Annotated in this window: 19 protein-coding genes; 12 read left to right on the top strand and 7 right to left on the bottom strand. The window is 65.8% G+C overall.

Annotation, left to right across the window (positions count from 1 at the left end):
• Positions 1-6: 6 nt before the first annotated feature.
• A complete protein-coding gene (locus tag ARADN35_RS0102900) occupies positions 7-1,503 on the bottom strand; it encodes a leucyl aminopeptidase (RefSeq protein WP_010458790.1) in 1,497 nt (498 codons plus the stop codon).
• 73 nt (positions 1,504-1,576) lie between these two features.
• Here ARADN35_RS0102900 and lptF point away from each other — a divergent pair, with 73 nt between their 5' ends.
• The 5 genes from lptF to ARADN35_RS0102875 all read left to right on the top strand — a co-directional run bounded on the left by lptF (position 1,577) and on the right by ARADN35_RS0102875 (position 6,446).
• Positions 1,577-2,680, top strand: coding sequence for an LPS export ABC transporter permease LptF (lptF, locus tag ARADN35_RS0102895; protein WP_010458789.1), 1,104 nt, complete (start codon positions 1,577-1,579; stop codon positions 2,678-2,680).
• On the top strand, positions 2,677-3,783 hold the full coding sequence (lptG, locus tag ARADN35_RS0102890; protein WP_010458787.1) for an LPS export ABC transporter permease LptG: 1,107 nt from the start codon (positions 2,677-2,679) through the stop codon (positions 3,781-3,783). Before lptF ends, lptG begins: the two co-directional genes overlap by 4 nt.
• 33 nt (positions 3,784-3,816) lie before the next feature.
• Entirely contained in the window at positions 3,817-4,197 is a 381-nt protein-coding gene (locus tag ARADN35_RS0102885) for a sirohydrochlorin chelatase (RefSeq protein WP_029413043.1), read from the top strand.
• 65 nt (positions 4,198-4,262) lie between these two features.
• Positions 4,263-5,204: a CysB family HTH-type transcriptional regulator gene (locus ARADN35_RS0102880; protein WP_010458783.1), complete on the top strand. Its 942-nt coding sequence runs from the start codon at positions 4,263-4,265 to the stop codon at positions 5,202-5,204.
• A 54-nt stretch (positions 5,205-5,258) separates the two neighbouring features.
• Complete coding sequence (locus tag ARADN35_RS0102875; protein WP_010458781.1) at positions 5,259-6,446, top strand: pyridoxal phosphate-dependent aminotransferase; 1,188 nt, start codon at positions 5,259-5,261, stop codon at positions 6,444-6,446.
• A gap of 21 nt (positions 6,447-6,467) precedes the next feature.
• On the opposite strand, the gene ARADN35_RS0102870 is transcribed toward ARADN35_RS0102875, so the two are convergent.
• Positions 6,468-7,370, bottom strand: a complete 903-nt coding sequence (locus tag ARADN35_RS0102870) for a DMT family transporter (protein ID WP_010458778.1) — start codon at positions 7,368-7,370, stop codon at positions 6,468-6,470.
• A gap of 503 nt (positions 7,371-7,873) precedes the next feature.
• Between ARADN35_RS0102870 and kdpF the strand changes: the two genes are divergently transcribed.
• From kdpF to ARADN35_RS0102835, 6 genes are all read left to right on the top strand, one after another.
• Entirely contained in the window at positions 7,874-7,969 is a 96-nt protein-coding gene (kdpF, locus tag ARADN35_RS0102860) for a K(+)-transporting ATPase subunit F (RefSeq protein WP_010458774.1), read from the top strand.
• Positions 7,966-9,759, top strand: a complete 1,794-nt coding sequence (gene kdpA, locus ARADN35_RS0102855; protein WP_010458772.1) for a potassium-transporting ATPase subunit KdpA — start codon at positions 7,966-7,968, stop codon at positions 9,757-9,759. Before kdpF ends, kdpA begins: the two co-directional genes overlap by 4 nt.
• Before the next feature lie 20 nt (positions 9,760-9,779).
• Positions 9,780-11,846 (top strand): potassium-transporting ATPase subunit KdpB, encoded by a 2,067-nt coding sequence (gene kdpB / locus ARADN35_RS0102850; protein ID WP_010458770.1) that lies wholly within the window; start codon positions 9,780-9,782, stop codon positions 11,844-11,846.
• A gap of 140 nt (positions 11,847-11,986) precedes the next feature.
• The gene (kdpC, locus tag ARADN35_RS0102845; protein ID WP_010458768.1) at positions 11,987-12,604 is read left to right on the top strand and encodes a potassium-transporting ATPase subunit KdpC; all 618 of its coding nucleotides are present in this window, start codon (positions 11,987-11,989) and stop codon (positions 12,602-12,604) included.
• A gap of 67 nt (positions 12,605-12,671) precedes the next feature.
• Positions 12,672-15,401 carry a DUF4118 domain-containing protein gene (locus ARADN35_RS0102840; protein WP_010458765.1) on the top strand — a complete coding sequence of 910 codons (2,730 nt, stop codon included), beginning with the start codon at positions 12,672-12,674 and terminating at the stop codon, positions 15,399-15,401.
• 120 nt (positions 15,402-15,521) lie between these two features.
• Positions 15,522-16,232 carry a response regulator gene (locus ARADN35_RS0102835; protein ID WP_010458763.1) on the top strand — a complete coding sequence of 237 codons (711 nt, stop codon included), beginning with the start codon at positions 15,522-15,524 and terminating at the stop codon, positions 16,230-16,232.
• A gap of 21 nt (positions 16,233-16,253) precedes the next feature.
• Here the strand turns inward: ARADN35_RS0102835 and ARADN35_RS0102830 are convergent, their stop codons facing one another.
• Entirely contained in the window at positions 16,254-17,210 is a 957-nt protein-coding gene (locus ARADN35_RS0102830; protein ID WP_035198153.1) for a helix-turn-helix transcriptional regulator, read from the bottom strand.
• 93 nt (positions 17,211-17,303) lie between these two features.
• Between ARADN35_RS0102830 and ARADN35_RS0102825 the strand changes: the two genes are divergently transcribed.
• Positions 17,304-17,912, top strand: coding sequence for a glutathione S-transferase family protein (locus tag ARADN35_RS0102825; protein WP_010458759.1), 609 nt, complete (start codon positions 17,304-17,306; stop codon positions 17,910-17,912).
• Positions 17,913-17,944: 32 nt separating this feature from the next.
• On the opposite strand, the gene rng is transcribed toward ARADN35_RS0102825, so the two are convergent.
• From rng to rsfS, 4 genes are all read right to left on the bottom strand, one after another.
• Positions 17,945-19,432 carry a ribonuclease G gene (rng, locus tag ARADN35_RS0102820; RefSeq protein ID WP_010458757.1) on the bottom strand — a complete coding sequence of 496 codons (1,488 nt, stop codon included), beginning with the start codon at positions 19,430-19,432 and terminating at the stop codon, positions 17,945-17,947.
• 30 nt (positions 19,433-19,462) lie between these two features.
• A complete protein-coding gene (locus ARADN35_RS0102815) occupies positions 19,463-20,077 on the bottom strand; it encodes a Maf family protein (RefSeq protein WP_010458755.1) in 615 nt (204 codons plus the stop codon).
• Between the two features lie 260 nt (positions 20,078-20,337).
• A complete protein-coding gene (gene rlmH, locus ARADN35_RS0102810) occupies positions 20,338-20,805 on the bottom strand; it encodes a 23S rRNA (pseudouridine(1915)-N(3))-methyltransferase RlmH (protein WP_010458753.1) in 468 nt (155 codons plus the stop codon).
• Between the two features lie 56 nt (positions 20,806-20,861).
• Positions 20,862-21,746: a ribosome silencing factor gene (gene rsfS, locus ARADN35_RS0102805; protein WP_010458751.1), complete on the bottom strand. Its 885-nt coding sequence runs from the start codon at positions 21,744-21,746 to the stop codon at positions 20,862-20,864.
• Between the last annotated feature and the right edge of the window lie 69 nt (positions 21,747-21,815).

The raw sequence follows: 21,815 nt of genomic DNA, 5'->3' as shown, positions 1-21,815 counted from the left end.
GTGCGCTCAGGCAGCCTTGGTGCGCACGGAGCGTTTTGCCGCCGCAGGCTTGGAAACCGGCTTGGCACTGGCCTGCCCCAGAAGATAGTGCACAAGAAGTCCCACGGGCCGCCCCGTGGCTCCCTTGGCGGCACCCCCCTTCCAGGCCGTGCCGGCAATATCCAGGTGCGCCCATGGCAGGTCACCCACATACTTTTGCAGGAACTTTGCGGCAGTAATGGAGCCCCCCGCACGCCCGGCCACATTGCCCATGTCCGCGAAATTGCTCTTGAGACCGTCGGCATAGTCGTCGTCCAGCGGCATGCGCCAGCAAGGGTCTTGCGCAGACTCGCCAGCCTCCTGCAGCGCTGATGCAAGGGGATCATTATTGGCAAACAGCCCACTGCGCACGCCACCCAGCGCAATCACGCAGGCGCCGGTCAACGTGGCAATGTCCACCACGGCGGCAGGCTTGAAGCGGGCGGCGTAGGTGAGCGCGTCGCACAACACCAGGCGGCCTTCGGCGTCGGTGTTCAGGATTTCGATGGTCTGCCCGCTCATGCTGGTGACCACGTCACCCGGCTTGACGGCACGGCCATCGGGCATGTTCTCGCAGGCGGGGATCAGCCCCACCACATTGACAGAGGGCTGCAGCTCGCCCAATGCGCGGAACGTTCCCAGCACGCTGGCAGCACCGCACATGTCGAACTTCATTTCGTCCATCTCCGGGGCAGGCTTGATCGAGATGCCCCCGGTGTCGAAGGTAATGCCCTTGCCCACCAGCACGATCGGCGCCTGCTCCTTGGCCGCGCCGTTGTAGCGCAATTCAATGAATCGCAGGGGTTCCTCGGAACCCCGTGCCACGGCAAGGAAGGCGCCCATGCCCAACCGGGCCACTTCGGCCGGGCCATGCACCTTGCACTGGATACGGGGCAGCTTGGCCAGGGTCTTGGCCGCATCGGCGAGCAGGCTGGGGGTAGCGTGGTTGGCAGGGCGATTGCCCCATTCACGTGCAAACTCCACCCCAGCCACCAGGGCCACACCAGCGTCGAAGTCTTCGCGCACATCCGGTGCGCTATGGACCCCCACCACGCAGCGGCTCAAGCTGCGCGCTTCGACCTTGGTCTTTGTGGTGGTGTAGACATAGCTCACTTCGGCCACAGCTTGTACAGCGGCGCTGACGGATGCGGCTTGCACGACGCCAGCAAAACACAGCACCACCCGCTTGGTTTGCGGCGCCTTGATGGCACCGCCAACCGCCTGCAGCGCCTGGCGCGTGGCGCGGGCAGACCCGTCGCCCAGGCCCACCAGCACCACGCGACGGGCGGCAACGGCAGGCACCTGGTACAGCTGCAGGTGCTTGCCCGCCTTGGTGGCCAGATCTCCGTTCTTGAGCGCCAACGCCGCCAGGGCAGACAGTGCATCCTTGCCAGGCTTGAAGCCCTCAGGCAGCAGAACGACCAACAGGTCGCATTTTTCCGAAGCTGCCGCAGCAAGGTCAAGGGTCTTGAGATCAAAGTTCATAATCGGTGTTTTCCTTTTGAGCGTGCTATGCACTTTGACATGCACGCAAAAGTGCATAGCGCGCTCTTCACCAATGTTATTCGATTCATCCATCCGCAAGGAGCTGGCGCGCAGCTTCGGCGCGACGCTCGTGGTGCTGGTGACCGTGGTCATGACCATGATGCTCATCCGCACCCTGGGACAGGCATCCAAGGGCAGCGTGAGCCCTTCCGATGTGATGCTGGTCATGGGCTTCACCGTCCTTGGGCAGTTGCCCACCATCCTGAGCCTGAGCCTCTTCATCGCCGTGGTTGGCACGCTGTCGCGCATGTACCGCGACAGTGAAATGGTCATCTGGTTTGCCAGTGGCCGTGGCCTCATCAGCCTGCTGCGGCCGCTGCTTCGCTTTGCCTGGCCCGTGATGGTGATCATTGCCGTGCTGTCGCTGCTGGTCTGGCCCTGGGCCAACTCCCAGATCCAGGAACTCAAGACGCGCTATGAACAGCGCAGCGACATCGATCGCATCGCGCCCGGCGAATTCCAGGAATCCTCCAACGGCAGCCGGGTGTTCTTCATTGACAAGGACAGCCCTGACACGCAAGCCGGCAACAACATCTTCATCGCCGCCACCGACGGCGCCCGCGAATCCGTGACCTCTGCACGCAGCGCCCGGCTCGAGACACGGGGCGGCGAACGCATGGCGGTGCTGAGCGAAGGCCAGCGGCTGGAGACCTCACGCGACAAGCCCGGCGTCAAGATCAGCGAGTTCGTCGAATACGGCACCCGCATTGGCTCCGCACCCGCAGGCTCGGCGGAAGAACTCTCCGTCAAGACCCGCGCCACGCACGAGTTGCTGATGCAACCCTTGCCCGCCTACCGTGCCGAGCTGGGCTGGCGCCTGGGGCTGGCGCTGGCCGCCATCAACTTTGTGGTGCTGGGCCTGGCCGTGGCCAGCGTCAACCCGCGCGCTGCACGCAGCACCAGCCTGGTCTTCGCGCTTTTTGCCTTCATCGTGTACTACAACCTCATGACGCTGGGGCAAAGCTGGGTGGGCGCGGGCCGGCTGGGCCTGGTGAGCTTCATGGTGCTGCTGCATGGCGGCATGCTGACGATGTCGCTGCTGATCCTGGCTGCGCGCCACAACCACTGGACCGTGCGGCGACTCTGGCAGCCCAGGCCGACCAGGAGCCCTGCATGAAAACCATCCGCCGCCTGATCCACCGCGAAGCCCTGTTTGCCGTCGCCTTTGTCACCGCCGGATTTCTGGCGCTGTTCTTCTTTTTCGACCTGGTGGACGAACTGCGCTGGGTGGGCCGCACCGGCGCCGAGGGTTACCAGCTCTCGCACGCGTTCCTGTTCGTGGTGCTGAGCATTCCCAGCCACCTGTACGAGCTGCTGCCCATTACCGTGCTTATCGGCACCATCTTCGTGATGGCGCGGCTCGCCCAAAGCTCCGAGTTCACCATCATGCGCACCAGCGGCATGGGCCCCTGGCGCGCGTTGCGCACCCTGGTGGCACTGGGCAGTTTTTTTGTGCTGCTGACCTTCGCGGTCGGCGACTACATTGCACCGCTCACAGACCGCACGGCCCAGCTGGTCAAGGTGCGATACCTGGGGCGCCTGACCACGGGCGCCACCGGTGCCTGGCTCAAGGAACGCCAGGACGATCACTCCTATGCCGTGAACGTGCGCGCCCTTACGCCCAATGGCGGCATGCTGGACGTGCGCATCTTTGAATTCGATGCCAAGGGCCGGCTGGCATCGCAGACGCGTGCTGCGACAGGCCAGTTTGGGTCAGAAGGGGCATGGAACCTGGAGAATGTAAAGCGCAGCCGGTTTGAACAACGCGGCAGCGACGAGGCGCGTGTGGAGCACCTGGACGCCCCCACCCTGCAATGGCCCACCCGCATCAGCGCCGACATGGTGGCCGCCTCGCTGCTCAAGCCGGACCGCATGGCCACCATTGATCTGTTCCAGTACATCCGCCACCTCGACGCCAATGGCCAGTCCGCCCAGCGGTATGAGATAGAGTTCTGGCGCAAGGTGTTTTACCCGCTCAGTTGCCTGGTGATGGTGGTGCTGGCCCTGCCCTTTGCCTACCTGCATTTCCGCTCGGGCGGCATTGCGGGCTATGTGTTTGGCGGGGTCATGGCGGGCATCAGCTTCTTCCTGCTGAACAACGTGTTTGGCTACGCAGGCAATCTGCAGAACTGGTCGCCCTGGCTCACCGCTGCAGCGCCAGGGCTCATCTATTCGGTGCTGTCGCTGGCGGCGTTTGGCTGGCTGGTGCTCCGCCGGTAAAAATTTTTTAAGCCTTTTTGGCCTCTACCGCTTATGCAGCAAGCGCAAGCAGCTATCATTTTGTTCGCACACGGCTCTCGTGATCCACTCTGGCGCGTGCCGCTGGAGGCCGTTGCGGCGCGCATCGCAGCGCAACAGCCCGGTCGGCCGGTCCTTTGCGCCTACCTGGAGCTGTGCGCCCCCTCACTGGCTGACGCCACCCGCCAGCTCGCAGCCCAAGGCGCCACCCAAGTCACGGTGGTGCCCATGTTCCTGGGCACTGGCAAACATGCCCGTGAAGACCTGCCCCTGCTGGTGCAGGAACTGCGTGCCACCCACCCCGACGTTCAGTTCCATGTGCAGACCGCCATCGGCGAAGACCCGCGCATGACCGCCCTGATGGCAGAAATTGCCTGCGAGCCCCCTCAAAATTGACGGTTCTGTCGAAATCCCTTAGATGCTTGCAGCATAATGATGCAACCCTTTAGGCGATATCAGATATGAACTTGCACCAATTTCGCTTCGTTCAAGAGGCCGCACGCCGCAACCTCAACCTGACCGAAGCCGCCAAGGCCCTGCATACGTCGCAGCCGGGCGTCTCCAAAGCCATCATCGAGCTGGAAGAAGAACTGGGCGTGGACATTTTTGCCCGCCACGGCAAACGCCTCAAGCGCATCACCGAGCCCGGCCAGCATGTGCTCAAAAGCATCGAAGTCATCATGCGCGAGGTCGGTAACTTGAAGCGCATTGGCGAACAGTTCAGCGCGCAAGACAGCGGCACCCTCAGCATCGCCACCACCCACACCCAGGCCCGGTATGTGCTGCCCGTGCCCGTAGCCCGGCTGCGCGAGGCCTACCCCAAGGTCAACATCAGCCTGCACCAGGCCACGCCGCACGAGGTGGCACGCATGGTGATCGATGAAGTGGCAGAAATCGGCATGGCCACCGAATCGCTGGCTGACTACCCTGAACTCGTGACCCTGCCCTGCTACGAATGGCAGCACGTGCTGGTAGTGCCCAACGACCACCCGCTGGCGCAAAAGGAACGTATCGGCCTTGATGACCTCGCACATGAGGCGCTCATTACCTACCACCCCTCCTTCACCGGCCGGGGCAAGATCGACCAGGCCTTTGCCGCCCGCAAGCTGCAGCCGCGCATCGTGCTCGAAGCCATCGACTCCGACGTGATCAAGACCTATGTGCGCCTGGGCCTGGGCATCGGCATCGTGGCCGAAATGGCAATGCGCGACGACCCGGTGGGCGACCTGGCCGTGCGCCCCGTGGGGCACCTCTTCGGCCAGAGCGTGGCCCGTGTTGCTTTCAAGCGCAGCGCCTACCTGCGCAACTTCGTCTACAAGTTTGCCGAACTGCTGAGCGACCGCCTGAGCCGCGACCTCATCGCCCGCGCCATGACCGGGCACGTCAACGACTACGAGTTGTGACCGCTCCACCATCCAGCTGATTGCAGAACACCCTGATTTCCACGTTGTTGCGCCATGACCCAAGCTAACGCCGCCTCCATTGCTGCCACCGCACGCACACCCGCCTTCCCCAGCAAACTGCCCAATGTAGGCACCACCATCTTCACGGTGATGTCGGCCCTGGCCACCGAGCACCAGGCCGTCAACCTGGGCCAGGGCTTCCCGGACTTTGAATGCGCCCCCGAGCTGGTGAACGCCGTCACCGCCGCCATGCAGGCCGGCCACAACCAGTACCCGCCCATGCCCGGCATCCCCGCGCTGCGCGAGGCCGTAGCCCACAAGATCGAAGCGCTGCACGACCGGGCCTACCACCCCAACACCGAGATCACCGTCACGGCCGGCGCCACGCAGGCCATCATCACCGCCATCCTGGCCATCGTGCACCCGGGCGACGAGGTGATCGTGCTCGACCCCTGCTACGACAGCTACGTGCCCAACATCGAGCTGGCCGGTGGCAAAGCCGTACGCGTTCCACTCACGCCCGGCACCTTCCGCCCCGACTTCGCCAAGATCAGCGCCGCGATCACGCCGCGCACCCGCGCCATCCTCATCAACAGCCCGCACAACCCCAGCGCCACCATCTGGACGGCCGAGGAAATGCGCCAGCTCGAAGACCTGCTGGCCCCCACCGACATCCTGCTCATCAGCGACGAGGTGTATGAGCACATGGTGTTCGACGGTGCCGAGCACCAGAGCGCCGCGCGCTTTCCGGGGCTGGCCGCGCGCACCTTCATCGTGTCGAGCTTTGGCAAGACCTTCCACGTCACGGGCTGGAAGGTGGGCACCGTGGCCGCGCCCGCAGCACTGACGGCCGAGTTCCGCAAGGTGCACCAGTTCAACGTATTCACGGTGAACACGCCCATGCAGCACGGCCTGGCCGCCTACCTGCAAGACCCCACGCCCTACCTGCAGCTGCCCGCGTTCTACCAAGCCAAGCGCGACCTGTTCCGCCAGGGCCTTGCGGGCTCGCGCTTCAAGCTGCTGCCCAGCACCGGCAGCTACTTCCAGTGCGTGGATATCTCGGCCATCAGCGATTTGAACGAGGCCGATTTCTGCCAGTGGCTTACCCGCGAGGTGGGCGTGGCGGCGATTCCGTTGTCGGCGTTTTATGGTGACGGGTTTGACCAGCGTGTGGTGAGGTTCTGCTTCGCCAAGAAAGACGAAACGCTGCGTGCCGCACTGGAGCGGCTGCGCACGCTGTGATCCACAGGGCCTTTGAAGGCCCTACCGTGTCTGCCTTGCCAGCCACACACCTGCAGCCGCCAGCGCCATCCCCACCAGCGCCCAGCCGCTGAGCGTCTCGCCAAACATCGCCCAGGCGATCAGCGCGGTGGTGGGCGGGGTTAGGTAAAACAGGCTGGCCACGTTCACTGCCCCGCCCCGGCGGATGAGCAGGTTCAGCAGGCTCACGGCGCCCAGCGACAGTACCAACACGAGCCAGCCCAGCGCAAACACAAACTCTCCGGTCCACGATATGGCCATGGATTCGGTGGCGTAGGCGACCACGGCCATGGCGGCGGCACAGGGCAGGTACTGGATCACCGAGCCGGTTCGCAAGTCGAACGAGGGACAAAACCGCTTCTGGTACAGCGTGCCAGCGGTGATGCCCAGCAGCGCGACCACAGCGGGCAACAGCATGCCCCACAAAGCACCCGCAGGCACGGTAGCCACCTTGCCGGCCACTACCAGCGCCACACCCGTAAAGCCCAGGGCCAGGCCCGCCCACTGCGCGGCCCGCACCTTTTCACCGAGCAGGGCACCCGCCACCAAAGCGGTTAGCAGTGGCTGCAGCCCCACCACCAGCGCCGTGATGCCCGACGGCAGCCCGTGGCCGATGGCGATGAACACCCCGCCCAGGTACACGCCGTGCACCAGCAGGCCCGACACCCCGATGTGCAACCAGGCCCTGCCCGATAGCGGCCAGGGTGCACGCGCCACGGCCACTACCGCGAGCATGAGCACGATGACGATGGCAAACCGCAGCGCAAGAAAAGTCAGCGGCTCCACATACGGCAGCCCCAGCTTGGCGCCGATAAAGCCCGTGCTCCAGAGCGCCACAAAAAGCAGAGGGACCAGCGAATCGAGCGGACTGGAAGCGCTGGGACGGAGCGGAGTGGCCTGGGTCATGGAGGAAAGAAGCGAATGCAGGATGGGGATGATCGCAGCTTGCGAGCGTCTGTGCTCCAGGCCGGCATATGCGCTCTCGTGACGCGCGATGGACAGGGGCAGATCTCAGCGCGTGCCGCACCTCGGCAAGGTGCGCAGCCGCAAAGACACCAGGCGCCAGCGCAAAACCAGCAGGCCAGTGGTCAGTTCAGAGAAAAATATGGATAAAAATGGCCTCTAGCGCTTTATTGATAAGCGCTAGTAGCTATAAATTCAATAGCAACTCCCAGCACCCCCTTTCTGTTGGCCCGGCCCTGGTGCCTGCGCGTCTTGATGCGTTCTTGATACCCCGCCCCGCACTCTTGCGCTCATCTTGATACGGTGGTTCCTAGCATCGGTCCATGTCTCAAGGAGGACGATATGGACTGGATTTTTTTGGCGGCGGGAGGCCTGCTCTGGCTGGCCGTCTACGGGCTGACCCAGGGCTGCGCACTGCTGCAGCGCCAAGCGCAAGGGGGGCGGTCATGACCAGCGGCTGGATGATTCTGGCGGCCGTACTGGCTGCGGCCCTCTTGGTGTACCTGGTCGCCGTGCTGCTGCGGCCGGAGGACTTTTCATGAGCACCGGTGCCTGGCTGCAACTGGCAGTTTTTTTGGCCCTGCTGCTGGCGCTGGCGTGGCCGCTGGCACGCACTATCGACGCCGTGATGGCCGGCCGCTTTGCGCTGGTGCGGCGGCTTGAGGGGCCGCTGTTCCGTCTCGCGGGCGTGCGGCCCGATGAAGAAACCGGCTGGCTGCGCTACGCGCTGGGGCTGCTGGTGTTCAACGGCCTGGGCGTGCTGGCGGTGTATGCGCTGCAGCGCTGGCAGGCCGTGCTGCCGCTGAACCCGCAGGGCATGCCTGCAGTGGCACCGGACTCGGCCTTCAACACCGCCATCAGTTTTGTCACCAACACCAACTGGCAAGGCTATGGCGGCGAAAGCACCATGAGCTACCTCACGCAGATGCTGGCGCTGACGGTGCAAAACTTCCTGTCTGCCGCGACAGGCCTGGTCGTCGTCATTGCGCTGGTGCGCGGGTTTGCGCGGCATTCAGCGCAGAGCATCGGCAACGTGTGGGCCGACCTGACCCGTGCCACGCTGTGGGTGCTGCTGCCCCTGTCGCTGGTGCTGGCCGTGGCGTTTGCAGGCCAGGGCGTGATTCAGAACCTGTCGCCTTACACCGAGGTGCAGACGCTGGAGCCTGTGCACTACGACGCCCCCAAGCTCGATGGCGCAGGCCAGCCCGTGCTGGACGCCCAGGGCGTCCCGGTCACCGAGCCCGCTACACAAACCACGCAAACGCTGGCCATGGGCCCCGTGGCCTCGCAATTGGCCATCAAGATGCTGGGCACCAATGGAGGCGGCTTCTTCAACGCCAACTCCGCCCACCCGTTCGAGAACCCGTCGGCGACCAGCAACCTGCTGCAGATGCTGGCGATCTTCCTCATCCCCGCCGCACTGTGCCTGGTGTTTGGCCGCATGGTGGGCGATGAGCGCCAGGGCTGGACGATTCTGGCCACGATGAGCCTGCTCTTCGTGGTCGCAGTAGTAGCAGCCACCGCCTTCGAGCAGCAAGGCAACCCGCTGCTGGCATCGCTGGGTGTGGACCAGGCTGCCAGCGCCCTGCAGGCAGGCGGCAACATGGAAGGCAAAGAGACGCGCTTTGGCATCGCCACCTCGGCGCTATTCGCCGTCATCACCACGGCCGCCAGCTGCGGCGCAGTGATTGCCATGCACGACAGCTTCACCCCGCTGGGCGGCATGGTCCCCCTGGTGCTGATGCAGATGGGCGAGGTGGTGTTTGGCGGCGTGGGCTCGGGCCTGTACGGCATGCTGGTGTTCGCCATCATGGCGGTGTTCATTGCCGGGCTGATGATTGGCCGCACACCCGAGTACCTGGGCAAGAAGATCGAGACGCATGAGATGAAGCTCGTTGCCATCGCCATCCTCGTTACGCCCCTGCTGGTGCTGCTGGGCACGGCCGTGGCGGTGATGAGCGAGGCGGGCCGCGCAGGCCTCTCCAACCCTGGCGCGCACGGCTTCAGCCAGGTGCTGTATGCGCTGTCTTCCGCCGCCAACAACAACGGCAGCGCCTTCGCTGGCCTGTCGGCCAACACCCCCTTCTACAACGTGCTGCTGGCCGTGGCTATGTGGCTGGGCCGCTTCGGCGTGATCGTGCCCGTGCTGGCCATGGCTGGGTCCCTCGCCGCCAAGAAGCGCGCCACCGCCACCGATGGCACCTTGCCCACCCACGGCCCGCTGTTTGTGGCGCTGCTGGCGGGCGTGGTGCTGCTGGTGGGGTTGCTGAACTATGTGCCCGCCCTCGCGCTGGGCCCGGTGGTAGAGCATCTCGTGCTCACACCCCGTTAAGAAATGGCTGGGAGATTGTGATGACTCGCAAGACATTGACCCTGTTCGACCCTGCCCTGGTGCGCCCCGCGCTGCTGGAGGCTTTCAAGAAGCTGGACCCGCGCGTGCAATGGCGCAACCCGGTGATGTTTGTGGTGTACGTGGGCAGCGCCTTCACCACCGCGCTGGCCGCCAGCAAACCCGAGGGCTTCACCGCTGCCGTGGCGCTGTGGCTGTGGTTCACCGTGCTGTTTGCCAACTTTGCCGAGGCCATGGCCGAAGGCCGCAGCAAGGCCCAGGCGGCCTCGCTGCGCGGCCTGAAGAAGCAGACCTGGGCCAAGAAACTCGATGGTCAGTTTGACCGGGCCACCCCACGCACCGCCATGACCTGGCTGCCGCTGGAGGCCGACAACCTGCGCAAGGGCGACGTGGTGTTGATTGAGGCGGGCGACACCATCCCTGCCGACGGCGAGGTGATCGATGGCGTGGCCTCGGTGGACGAGAGCGCCATCACGGGCGAGTCGGCCCCCGTGATCCGCGAATCGGGCGGCGACTTCTCGGCCGTCACCGGCGGCACCCGCGTGCTGTCGGACTGGATCGTGGTGCGCGTGGCCGTGAACCCTGGCGAGACCTTTGTGGACCGCATGATCGCCATGGTGGAAAACGCCAAGCGCCACAAGACGCCCAACGAGATTGCACTGACCATCCTGCTGGTGGCGCTGACCATCGTGTTCCTGGGCGTGGTGGTCACGCTGCTGCCCTTTTCGATGTTCAGCGTGCAGGCCAGCGGCGCGGGCAAGCCTGTGAGCCTGGTGGTGCTGGTGGCCCTGCTGGTGTGCCTGATCCCCACCACCATTGCAGGCTTGCTCAGTGCGATTGGCGTGGCGGGCATGAGCCGCATGATGCAGGCCAATGTGATCGCCACCTCGGGCCGCGCGGTGGAGGCTGCGGGCGATGTGGACGTGCTGCTGCTGGACAAGACAGGCACCATCACCCTGGGCAACCGGCAGGCCAGCCAGTTCGTGTCTGCCCCCGGCGTGACCGATGCCGCATTGGCTGATGCCGCACAGCTCGCATCGCTGGCCGACGAAACGCCCGAGGGCCGCAGCATCGTGGTGCTGGCCAAGCACAAGTTCAACCTGCGCGAGCGCGACCTCTCCAGCCTGCAGGCCGTGTTTGTGCCGTTCACTGCCCAAACGCGCATGAGCGGGGTGGACCTACCCGGCCCGCGCTTGCTGCGCAAGGGTGCAGCCGATGCCATCCGCAAGCATGTGGAGGCACTGGGCGGGCGCTTTCCTACCGCCGTGCAGACGGCGGTGGACGATGTATCGCGCCGCGGCAGCACCCCGCTGGTGGTGGCCGATGGCGCCCACGTGCTGGGCGTGGTGGAGCTCAAAGACGTGGTCAAGGGCGGCATCAAGGAGCGCTTTGCCGAGCTGCGCCGCATGGGCATCAAGACCGTGATGGTGACGGGCGACAACCGCCTGACGGCCGCCGCCATCGCGGCCGAAGCGGGTGTGGACGACTTCCTGGCCGAGGCCACGCCCGAGGCCAAGCTGCAGCTCATCCGCAGCTACCAGGCCGCAGGCCAGCTGGTGGCCATGACCGGCGACGGCACCAACGACGCGCCCGCCCTCGCCCAGGCCGACGTGGCCGTGGCCATGAACACCGGCACCCAGGCCGCCAAGGAGGCCGGCAACATGGTGGACCTGGACAGCAACCCCACCAAGCTCATCGAGATCGTGGAGACCGGCAAGCAGATGCTGATGACGCGCGGCTCACTCACCACGTTCAGCATTGCCAACGACATCGCCAAGTACTTCGCGATCATCCCGGCGGCGTTCGTCACCACCTACCCGCAGCTGTCGGCGCTGAACTTCATGCACCTGGCGAGCCCCTCGTCGGCCATCCTGTCTGCCGTGGTGTTCAACGCGCTGATCATCATCTTCCTGATCCCGCTGGCCTTGAAGGGCGTGGCCTACCGCGCCGTGGGTGCCGCCGCGCTGCTGCGCCGCAACCTGGCTATCTATGGGCTGGGGGGCATGGTGGTGCCGTTCATTGGCATCAAGTTGATTGACATGGTGTTCGCGGCAGCCGGGTTGATCTGAACCAGGACCTCCCCCTGTGTCGCTTCGCGCCTTCCCCCTCCTCTCGCTTCGCTGCGGGGCGGCCCTTGCTCGGTGTCCCCTCGCCTGAGCAGCGCCAGTCTGATGCGCAGCTCCCGGAATTTCATTGAAAGGAAAATCGTATGCCTATCCGTATCCCCCGCGACGACGTGCCCGCCAGCCCAGGCGGCCTGCTGCGCCCTGCCCTCACGCTGTTTGTCGTGCTGTCCATCGTCACCGGCCTGCTCTACCCGCTGGCCGTGACCGGCGTGGCACAAACGGCCTTCCCGCACCAAGCCAACGGCAGCCTCATCACGCAAGGTGGCAAGGCGGTGGGCTCGGAGCTGATCGGCCAGTCGTTCACCGAGCCCGGCCACTTCTGGGGCCGCCCTTCGGCCACGGCACCCATGCCGTACAACGCATCGGCCTCGGGTGGCTCCAACCTGGGCCCCACCAACCCGGCGCTGGCCGAAGCCGTGAAGGCACGCATCGACGCCCTGCGCGCCGCCGACCCCGGCAACACCCGCCCCGTGCCCGTGGACTTGGTCACTACATCGGCCAGCGGGCTGGACCCCCACATCAGCCCGGCAGCCGCCGACTACCAGGCAGAGCGCGTGGCCCGAGCCAGGGGCCTGCCCCTGGCGCAAGTGCAAGCCCTGGTGCAGCAGCACACCAACAACCCCTGGTTGGGCCTGCTGGGCGAGCCGCGTGTGAATGTACTGGCCTTGAACCTCGCACTCGAATCGCTACCAAAACAGTAGCTGTCTGCGCTTAATAGACAAGCGCCAGATGCCGATTTGACTCATATTTGGTGGATACACTGTGCCCATGCAGGATCGCCCCGACCCCGACGCGCTGCTGCAGCGCATCCAGCAAGAGCAGGCCCAGCAGCAGCGCGGGCGACTCAAGGTGTTTTTTGGCGCCTGTGCGGGGGTGGGCAAGACCTTTGCCATGCTGTCTGCCGCCCGGGCAGCGCAAGTGCCGGGCCTGCCCGTCACCATTGGCGTGGTCGAGACGCATGGCCGCGCCGACACCGAGGCGCTGACCGCGCACCTGCCGCGCCTGCCGCTGCGCGCCCGGCCCTACAAAGACCGCACCCTGCCCGAGTTTGACCTGGACGCCGCCCTGGCCTGGGGCGCTGCGCACCCAGAGGGCCTGGTGCTGCTGGACGAACTGGCCCACAGCAATGTGGCTGGGTCGCGCCACCCCAAGCGCTGGCAAGACGCTGAAGAGCTGCTGGCTGCAGGCATCGACGTGTGGTCCACCATGAACGTGCAGCACCTGGAGAGCCTGAACGACATCGTGAGCGGCATCACCGGCATCCGCGTGTGGGAGACGGTGCCCGACCAGTTTTTTGACGCAGCCGATGAGGTGGTGGTGGTCGACCTGCCGCCCGACGAGCTGCTGGCGCGCCTCAAAGCCGGCAAGGTCTACCTGCCCCAGCAGGCCGAGCGTGCTGCCACCCACTTTTTCCGCAAAGGCAACCTGCTGGCCCTGCGTGAGCTGGCCCTGCGCCGCACCGCCGACCGGGTGGACGACGAAATGCGCGCCTACCGCCGCGCCAGCACCACCACGCCAGAGGCCGTGTGGCCCAACCGAGAGGCCCTGCTGGCCTGCGTGAGCACGGGCGACAACGCCGAAAAAGTGGTGCGCAGCTGCGCCCGCCTGGCCGCCCAGCTCGACCTGCCATGGCACGCCGTGCATGTGGAAACGCCCGAGCAGCAAGGCCAGTCGGCCACCCTGCACCCGCAGGTGGAGCGCACGCTGAAGATCGCCCAGCAACTGGGCGCCACCGCCTGCGCCGTGCTGCCTGCCGCGCAGCCCGCCCAGGCCCTGGTGCGCTATGCGCGCGAACACAACCTGGTGCGCGTGGTGATGGGCCGCAGCACGCGCCGCTGGCCGTGGCAAGCCACACTGGCGGAGCAGGTCGGCCAACTCGCGAGCGACCTCGACCTGCTGCAGGTCGGCACGCTGGTGGGCCGAACAGGCAGCACAACCCCGGCAGACAACGCCAAGCCCATCGCTAGCACCACCCCGTCCGCCACGCGCCCGCCCTTCTGGCCCGGCTACATCGCCGCAGCCCTGGCCTGCTGCATTGCCGCCGTCGTGGCCACCCCGCTGGCCAACGTGCTGGAGCTGACCAACATCGTCATGCTGTTTTTGCTGGTGGTGGTGGGTGTGGCGCTGCGTTTTGGTCGCGGCCCGGCCATCATGGCGGCGTTCCTGGGCGTGGGGTTCTTTGATTTCTTCTTTGTGCCGCCCCGCTTCAACTTTGCGGTGAGCGACGCGCAGTACGTCGTCACCTTCGCCGTGATGCTGGTGGTGGCCCTGGTGGTGGGCCAGCTCACCGCCGGGCTCAAGGTGCAGGCCGAGGCCGCCACCGACCGCGAACACCGCGTGCGCAGCCTGTACGACATGGCACGGGACCTGTCTGCCGCCCTGCTGCCCGAACAGGTGGCCGAGATTGGCGCACGTTTCATCACGGGGGAGTTCAGCGCAGGCAGCACGCTGGTGGTGGCCGACGATGACAACCGCCTGCAGGTTCTGCTCGGAGGCACCGCCCCCGTGGACATGGCCGTGGCGCAATGGGCATTTGAGCGCGGCGAGCCCGCAGGCCGGGGCACGGACACCTTGCACTCCAGCCCCACGCTGGTGCTGCCGCTCAAGGCGCCGATGCGCATCCGTGGCGTGCTGGTGGTGGCGATGCCGCAAGGCCAGGTGCCGGGCGTAGAACCGCGCCGCCTGCTGCAGACCTGCGCCTCGCTGCTCGCCATTTCGCTCGAACGCATCCACTACATCGACGTGGCGCAAAAGAGCACCGTACAGATCGAGTCCGAGCGGCTGCGCAACTCGCTGCTCTCGGCCATCTCGCACGACCTGCGCACGCCGCTGGCTTCGCTGGTCGGCCTGGCCGAATCGCTGGCCATGGTGCAACCGCCCCTGCCCGCGCACCAGCAGGAGCTGACCGGCGCCATCCAGCAATCCGCCCAGCGCATGAGCGCACTGGTCAACAACCTGCTGGACATGGCCCGACTGGAGGCTGGGGCCGTACAACTCAACAAAGCCTGGCAGCCGCTGGAAGAAGTGGTGGGCAGTGCCCTGGCCGCCAGTGCCCCCGCCATCGCTGCGCACCGGGTCGAAGTGACTCTGCCCGACGACCTGCCGCTGCTGCAGATCGATGCCGTGCTGATGGAGCGGGTGCTGGTCAACCTGCTGGAAAACGCCGCCAAGTACACCCCCGCAGACACCACCATCCACATCAGCGCGCAGCCCCAAAGCGACGCGGTGGCCCTGACCATCACCGACGAAGGCCCGGGCCTGCCCAAAGGCCGCGAAGAGTTGCTGTTTGAAAAATTCGAACGTGGCGCTCGCGAAAGCGCCACGCCCGGCGTCGGCCTGGGCCTGGCCATCTGCCGCGCCATCGTAGAGGCGCATGGTGGCAGCATCCGGGGCGATACGATCCACAACGCGCAGGGCCAGCCTACAGGTGCGCGCTTTACGCTGCTGCTGCCACGCGGCACGCCGCCCACCGACCTGGGCGATGATGCCTACGCCTGATTCCGTTTCCAAATCATTCGTGTCTAGGCGCGAAGCCGCAGACAGTGCTGTAGCACGGCAAGGCGAAGCAACAACGACACGGATGATTTGGAAACGGAATGACACCCTAGCATCCATGCCATGATCGATCTGCCCACCCACATCCTCATCGTCGAAGACGAAGCCGATATCCGCCGCTTTGTGCGACTGACGCTGGAGACCGAAGGCCACACCGTGCACGAGGCCGCGACCCTGCAGCGCGGCCTGATCGAGGCTGGCACGCGCCGCCCCGACCTGGTGGTGCTGGACCTGGGCCTGCCCGATGGGGATGGCGTCGATTTGATCCGCGACCTGCGCACCTGGTCGGCCATGCCCATCATCGTGCTCTCGGCCCGCAGCGCGGAGGCCAGCAAGATCGCGGCGCTGGACGCGGGGGCTGACGACTACCTGGTCAAGCCCTTTGGTTCGGGCGAACTGATGGCCCGCGTGCGCGCGCAGCTGCGCCGCAGCCAGCGGCTCTCCAGCGCAGAGGCAACACCCGTGATCCAGTTCGGCGACATCACCGTGGACCTGGCCCGCCGCACCGTGGAGCGCCACACGGAAGGGCATGGCAGCGAGGCCCTGCACCTCACGCCCATCGAATACAAGCTGCTCACGCACCTGGCGTCCCAGCCCGACCGCGTGATCACCCACCAGCAACTGCTCAAGGCCGTGTGGGGGCCGGGCCACGCGGAGGACACCCACTACGTGCGCGTGCACCTGGCCAACCTGCGCAAGAAGGTGGAACTCAATGCCTCCATGCCCCGGCACCTGGTGACCGAGGCGGGAATCGGCTATCGGTTTGTGCCGTAGGCCTGAAAGACCTGTTTTCTCTCAGGGTGCGCAGCGCAGGGCCCGCTCGCCAATCGCCTTCAGCCGGTCCTTCAACGCCTGTGGGGCCAGCACCTCAAAATCCAGGTCCAACACCACCAGCCAATACACCAGCGTATCGAGCGAATGGGCGCCGCATTCCAGCACACAGCGCTCGGCATCCAAGGCCTTGAGGACACCGACCGACGGGGGAATGCGGTGCACCGCTTCTGACAACGGCGCATGCAACACAATGCGCGCCTGCTCCGCATAAGGGGCCACCGCCAGCGAGCGTGAAACATACGCCTTCAAATCCCCACCGTCCGGTGACACCCGGGGCGCGAAATGGGCGCCCACCGTGGGCACCCCCACGATGCGGTCTATGCGGAAGGTGCGCCAGTCCTCCCGCACCCGGTCCCACGCCACCAGGTACCAGCGGTGGCCGGTATGGGCCAGGCCCTGGGGTTCCACGCTGCGTTCAGCGCTGCGGCCCCGGCTGTCGCCGTAGGTGAACGCCAGGCGCAGCTGGTCTCGGCAGGCCGATGCGAGTGTGGCCAGCAGCGAGGCATCCACTACCGGCCCGACACGGTCCATGGGCAGGATGGTGGAGCGCAGTGCGTCCACCTGCTGCCGCAGCCGTGCGGGCATGGCCTGCTCCAGCTTGACCAGCGCCCGCAGCGCCGGTTCTTCAATGCCGCCCACCGCACCCGCTGTGGCGGTGCGCAGCGCAATCGACACGGCCAGGGCCTCGCCGTCGTCCAGCAGCAAGGGCGGCAGCGCCTGCCCGGCCCGGAAGGCGTAGCCACCCGCCACACCGCTGCTGGCATGCACGGGGTAGCCCAGCTGGCGCAGGCGGTCGATGTCCCGCCGCAGGGTGCGCGGATGCACCTCCAGGCGCTCGGCCAGTTCCGGCCCCATCCAGTGGTTGCGCGTCTGCAACAAGGAAAGCAGCCGCAACAGGCGGGTGGATGACGTGAGCATGGCGTGACTGTACTGCGCATTGAGGGCCAAAACTGTCCGCAATGATTCTTACAGTGGCACCACCTTTTTTTCCACAACCCCAAGGAGCTTTTTATGTCCATCGTCCTCTACTGGCACCCCATGTCCAGCGCCAGCCCTATCGCCTGCGCCCTTGTCGAACTGGGTGTGCCCCACGAACGCGTGAAGGTCGACATCCGCACCGGCGAACAGCACCGCCCGGAGTACCTGGCCCTCAACCCCAACGGCAAGGTCCCCACCCTGACCGTGGACGGTGCCCCCATGTTCGAGACCCTGGCCATCCACCTGTGGCTGGGCCATCGCTTTGGCATTGAACGCGGGCTGTGGCCCGCAGCGGGCACGCCCGAGGCGCTGCAGGCCCTGTCGTGGTGTGCCTGGTCGTATGTGACCTACGGCGCGGTGCTGGTGCGCCTGCACGTGGCCACACAGGGCGAGGAGTCGCTGCGCAGCGCCGTGCATGCACAGGCGGCCACAGCAGGCCTGAACGATTTGCTGGCGGTGCTGGACGCGCGTCTGGCCAAGCAGCCCTGGATGCTGGGGGCCGACTACTCGCTGGTGGACCTGGTGGTGGGGTCGGTGCTGGGCTACAGCGTGTACTTGGGCGCGCCGGTGAATGCGCACCCGCACGTGAAGGACTGGCTGGCGCGGGTGCAGGCACGCCCTGCGATGCAGATCGAGAGCTGATGCTGCGCCCCGGCCGCGAGGGCGCCGGGGCGCTAGAGCAGCACGATGTCGTACTGCTCCTGCCCCATCGCACTCTCGGCCTGTAGCGAGATCGGCTTGCCTATGAAGTCCGACAGCCCCGCGAGGTGCTGGCTCTCTTCGTCCAGAAACAGCTCCACCACCCGTGCCGACGCCACCACCCGGAATTCGCGCGGGTTGAACTGGCGCGCTTCGCGCAGGATCTCGCGCAGGACGTCGTAGCACACGCTGCGCGCGGTCTTGACGCTGCCCTTGCCCTGGCAGGCCTCGCAGGGTTCGCACAGCATGTGGGCCAGGGATTCGCGGGTGCGCTTGCGCGTCATTTCCACCAGCCCCAGCTGCGAGAAGCCACCCGCCATGGTCTTCACGCGGTCGCGGGCGAGCTGTTTTTTGAACTCCGCCAGCACGGCCTGCTGGTGGTCGTCGCGCACCATGTCGATGAAGTCCACGATGATGATGCCGCCCAGGTTCCGCAGGCGCAGCTGGCGCGCAATGGCTTGCGCGGCCTCGAGGTTGGTCTTGAAGATGGTGTCGTCGAAATTGCGGGCGCCCACATAGCCGCCGGTGTTCACGTCGATGGTGGTGAGCGCCTCGGTCTGGTCCACGATTAGGTAACCGCCCGACTTCAGATCGACGCGGCGCCCCAGGGCCTTGGCCACTTCTTCGTCAATGGAGTACAGGTCAAAAATCGGACGTTCGCCCTTGTAGTGCTGCAGCTTGCCGGCGGCGGCGGGCATGAACTCCACGCCAAACGCCCGCAGCCGCTGGAACTGCTCCATCGAGTCGAGCCGGATGGTCTGCGTGTGGTCGCCCACCAGGTCGCGCAGCACGCGCTGCAGCAGGTCCAGGTCCTGGTGCAGCAGCGACATGGCCGGCAGCTTGAGCGATGCCTCCTTGATGCGCGCCCAGGTCTTGCGCAGGTAGGCGATGTCTTCGGCCAGTTCTTCGTCGGTAGAGTCTTCGCCATTGGTGCGCAGGATGAACCCGCCGCCACCGCCCGTGGATTTGTCGCCCACCAGCGCCTGCAGGCGCGCACGCAGCGCATCGCGCTCTGCGGGCGGAATCTTCTGCGACACGCCCACATGGTCGTCCTGCGGCAAAAACACCAGCAGGCGCCCGGCCACGCTGATCTGTGTGGAAAGGCGCGCGCCCTTGGTGCCAATCGGGTCCTTGATGACCTGCACCATGAGCGACTGGCCTTCGAACACCTGCTTTTCAATCGGCACCTGCGGCTCGTTCTTGCGGGCGAATGCGGGCGGCTCGCCATCGGGCTGGCGCTGCCACACATCGGCCACATGCAAAAAGGCCGCGCGCTCCAGGCCGATGTCGATGAAGGCCGACTGCATGCCGGGCAGCACCCGCGAGACCTTGCCCAGGTAAACATTGCCCACCAGGCCGCGCTCCAGCGTGCGCTCGATGTGCAGCTCCTGCACGGCGCCGTGCTCCACCACGGCCACCCGGGTTTCCTGGGGGGACCAGTTGATCAGGATGTCTTGTTGCATGGCGTTGTTGTTGTCTTTTGTTAGCGTCGCTTAGATGGCAAAGCCCGAAGCGCGCAGCAGTTGCGCAGTCTCGTACATGGGCAGCCCCATGATGCCCGAATAGCTGCCCGCCAGGTGCTCCACATACGCCGCCGCCCGCCCCTGGATGCCATAGGCCCCGGCCTTGCCCAGTGGCTCGCCCGTGGCTACATAGGCGTCGATCTGCGCGGGTGTCATGGGGGCAAAGGTCACGCGTGACACCGACAGTGCCGCCAGCCGTTTGCCGCCCACCTGCAACGCCACGGCAGTGAGCACGCGGTGCTCATGCCCCGCCAGTTCGGCCAGCATGCGCACGGCATGCGGCGCGTCATCGGGCTTGCCGTAGATCGTGCGGCCCAGGGCCACGGTGGTGTCAGAGCACAGGATCGGTGCATCGGGCAAACCCCGCCGCGCGCGCCGGGCCACGGCGGCATCGAGCTTGAGGCCGGTCACACGTTCCACATAGGCCGTGGGCGCTTCACCGGGCAGCACCACCTCAATGGCCTCGGCGTCTTCGGCCTCGTCGCCGTCCACATTGGGCAGCAGCAGTTCGTGGCGCACACCCAGTTGCTCGAGCAACTGGCGCCGGCGCGGGCTTTGGGAAGCAAGGTAGATGAAGTCGGGCATGAACGGATTCTGAATCTAAATCGGCTGAGGGAGCCTCTGCACGCATCGAGCGGCAAGTGTGCGCTGCGGTTCGGGATGGGCTGCTAGGCGCAAAACGCAGCAATAGCCGGTGCTATTGCGAGTATTTGCAACAACGCAGACCGCCCGGGTCCGCAGATGCACACGGCGCGGTGATGCGTTCAGAGGCTCCCTGACGCTTATCCATCAAGCGCTAGCAGCTATAAAAAATATAGTACTTCACCCACACCCCGATCCAGGCCTCATTCGCGGTGGTAGGGGTGCCCGGCGTTCACCGACCAGGCGCGGTACAGCTGCTCGATGAGCAGCACCCGCACCATGGCGTGCGGCAAAGTCAGGTCCGAGAGGCGTATGCGCTCGTGCGCACCCTGGCGAAAGGCCGGGTCCAGCCCGTCAGGGCCGCCGATGACCAGGGCCACATCGTCGCCCCCCAGCTGCCAGCCCTTCAGGCGCTCGGCCAGGGCCTTGGTGGTGAGATTGGTGCCGCGCTCGTCCAGCGCCACCACGCGCGTGCCCCGGGGGATGGCGGCTTCAATGCGCTCGCGCTCGGCGGCATACAGCGTCTCCAGCGTCTTGGAGCCGCGCGGTTCGGTCTTGACGGCTTTGAGTTCGACTTTGAGCTCCGGCGGAAACCGCTTGGCGTAGTCGTCGTACGCCGTCTGCGCCCAGTCGGGCACGCGCTGGCCCACGGCCACGATCAGCAGCTTCATGGAAACTCAGGCGCGGTGCGCGGGTACGGTGGGTCGTCGATGGGCCGAGGCAGCAATCACTTGCGGCCTGGCGCCCTCTTGGTTGCGGGCTTGGCAGCTGCGCCGCCGCGAGTAGCGGCGGGCTTGGCACCGGTCTTGGCGGCAGCAGCGGTCTTGCTGCGGGGGGCCGATGGCTTGACGACCACGGTCTTGATCGGTGCCTTGGTGGCTGCGGGCTTCTTGGCGGCAGTGGTTGGCTTTGCGGGCGCCTTGGCCGGCGCGGCCTTGGCACTGCTGCTTTTTGCGGGGGTCTTGGCTGGGGCCTTGGTGATGGCTTTGGCAGGTGCTTTTGCTGTTGTCTTGGCTGCAGGTTTCGCAGCAGATTTAGCAGGTGCGGCAGCGGACTTGGCAGCTGTTTTAGCTACGGCCTTGACCGTGGCCTTGCCCGACCGGGCCGGCACCGCTGGTGCGGCTGCCTTTTTGGCGGGCGCCTTGCCTGCAGCCTTAGCGTCGGACTTGGCAGCCTTCTGGGCCGACTTCTTTTCGGCCAATTCGGTGGCGGCACTGGAAACCGGCTTGGCGGCGCCCAGCTTCAGACGCACTGGCGTGTCGCCCCACAGCTCTTCCAGACGGTAGTACTGGCGGATGGCGGGCTGCATGATGTGCGCAACGGCGGCGCCACAGTCCACGATGATCCATTCGCCGTTGTCTTCGCCTTCGATGCGCGGCTTGGTGAAGCCCGCTTCTTTCACCGCGTCGCGCACGCTGGCAGCCAAGGCCTTGGTCTGGCGGTTGGAGGTGCCCGATGCCACGATCACCCGTTCAAACAGCGGCGAGAGATGCTCGGTGTTGAAGACCTGGATGTCTTGCGCCTTGACGTCCTCCAGGCCATCGACGATGGCGCGCTGGAGTTTGGTGACGTCTTTTTTGGCGGCGGTTTCCGATTTGGTGGAGGTGGTCATCAGGCGGTGAATAGAGAGGAAATGGAATCAATATAGCGTGCAACGCAGCGCGCAACCAGTAGGGCTGCG

Origin of the sequence: Acidovorax radicis N35 (assembly GCF_000204195.1) — a bacterium.
Taxonomy (GTDB): Bacteria; Pseudomonadota; Gammaproteobacteria; order Burkholderiales; family Burkholderiaceae_C; genus Acidovorax; species Acidovorax radicis.
Note: the sequence above shows the minus strand (reverse complement) of the source record. Positions and strands in the feature narration are given on the sequence as shown.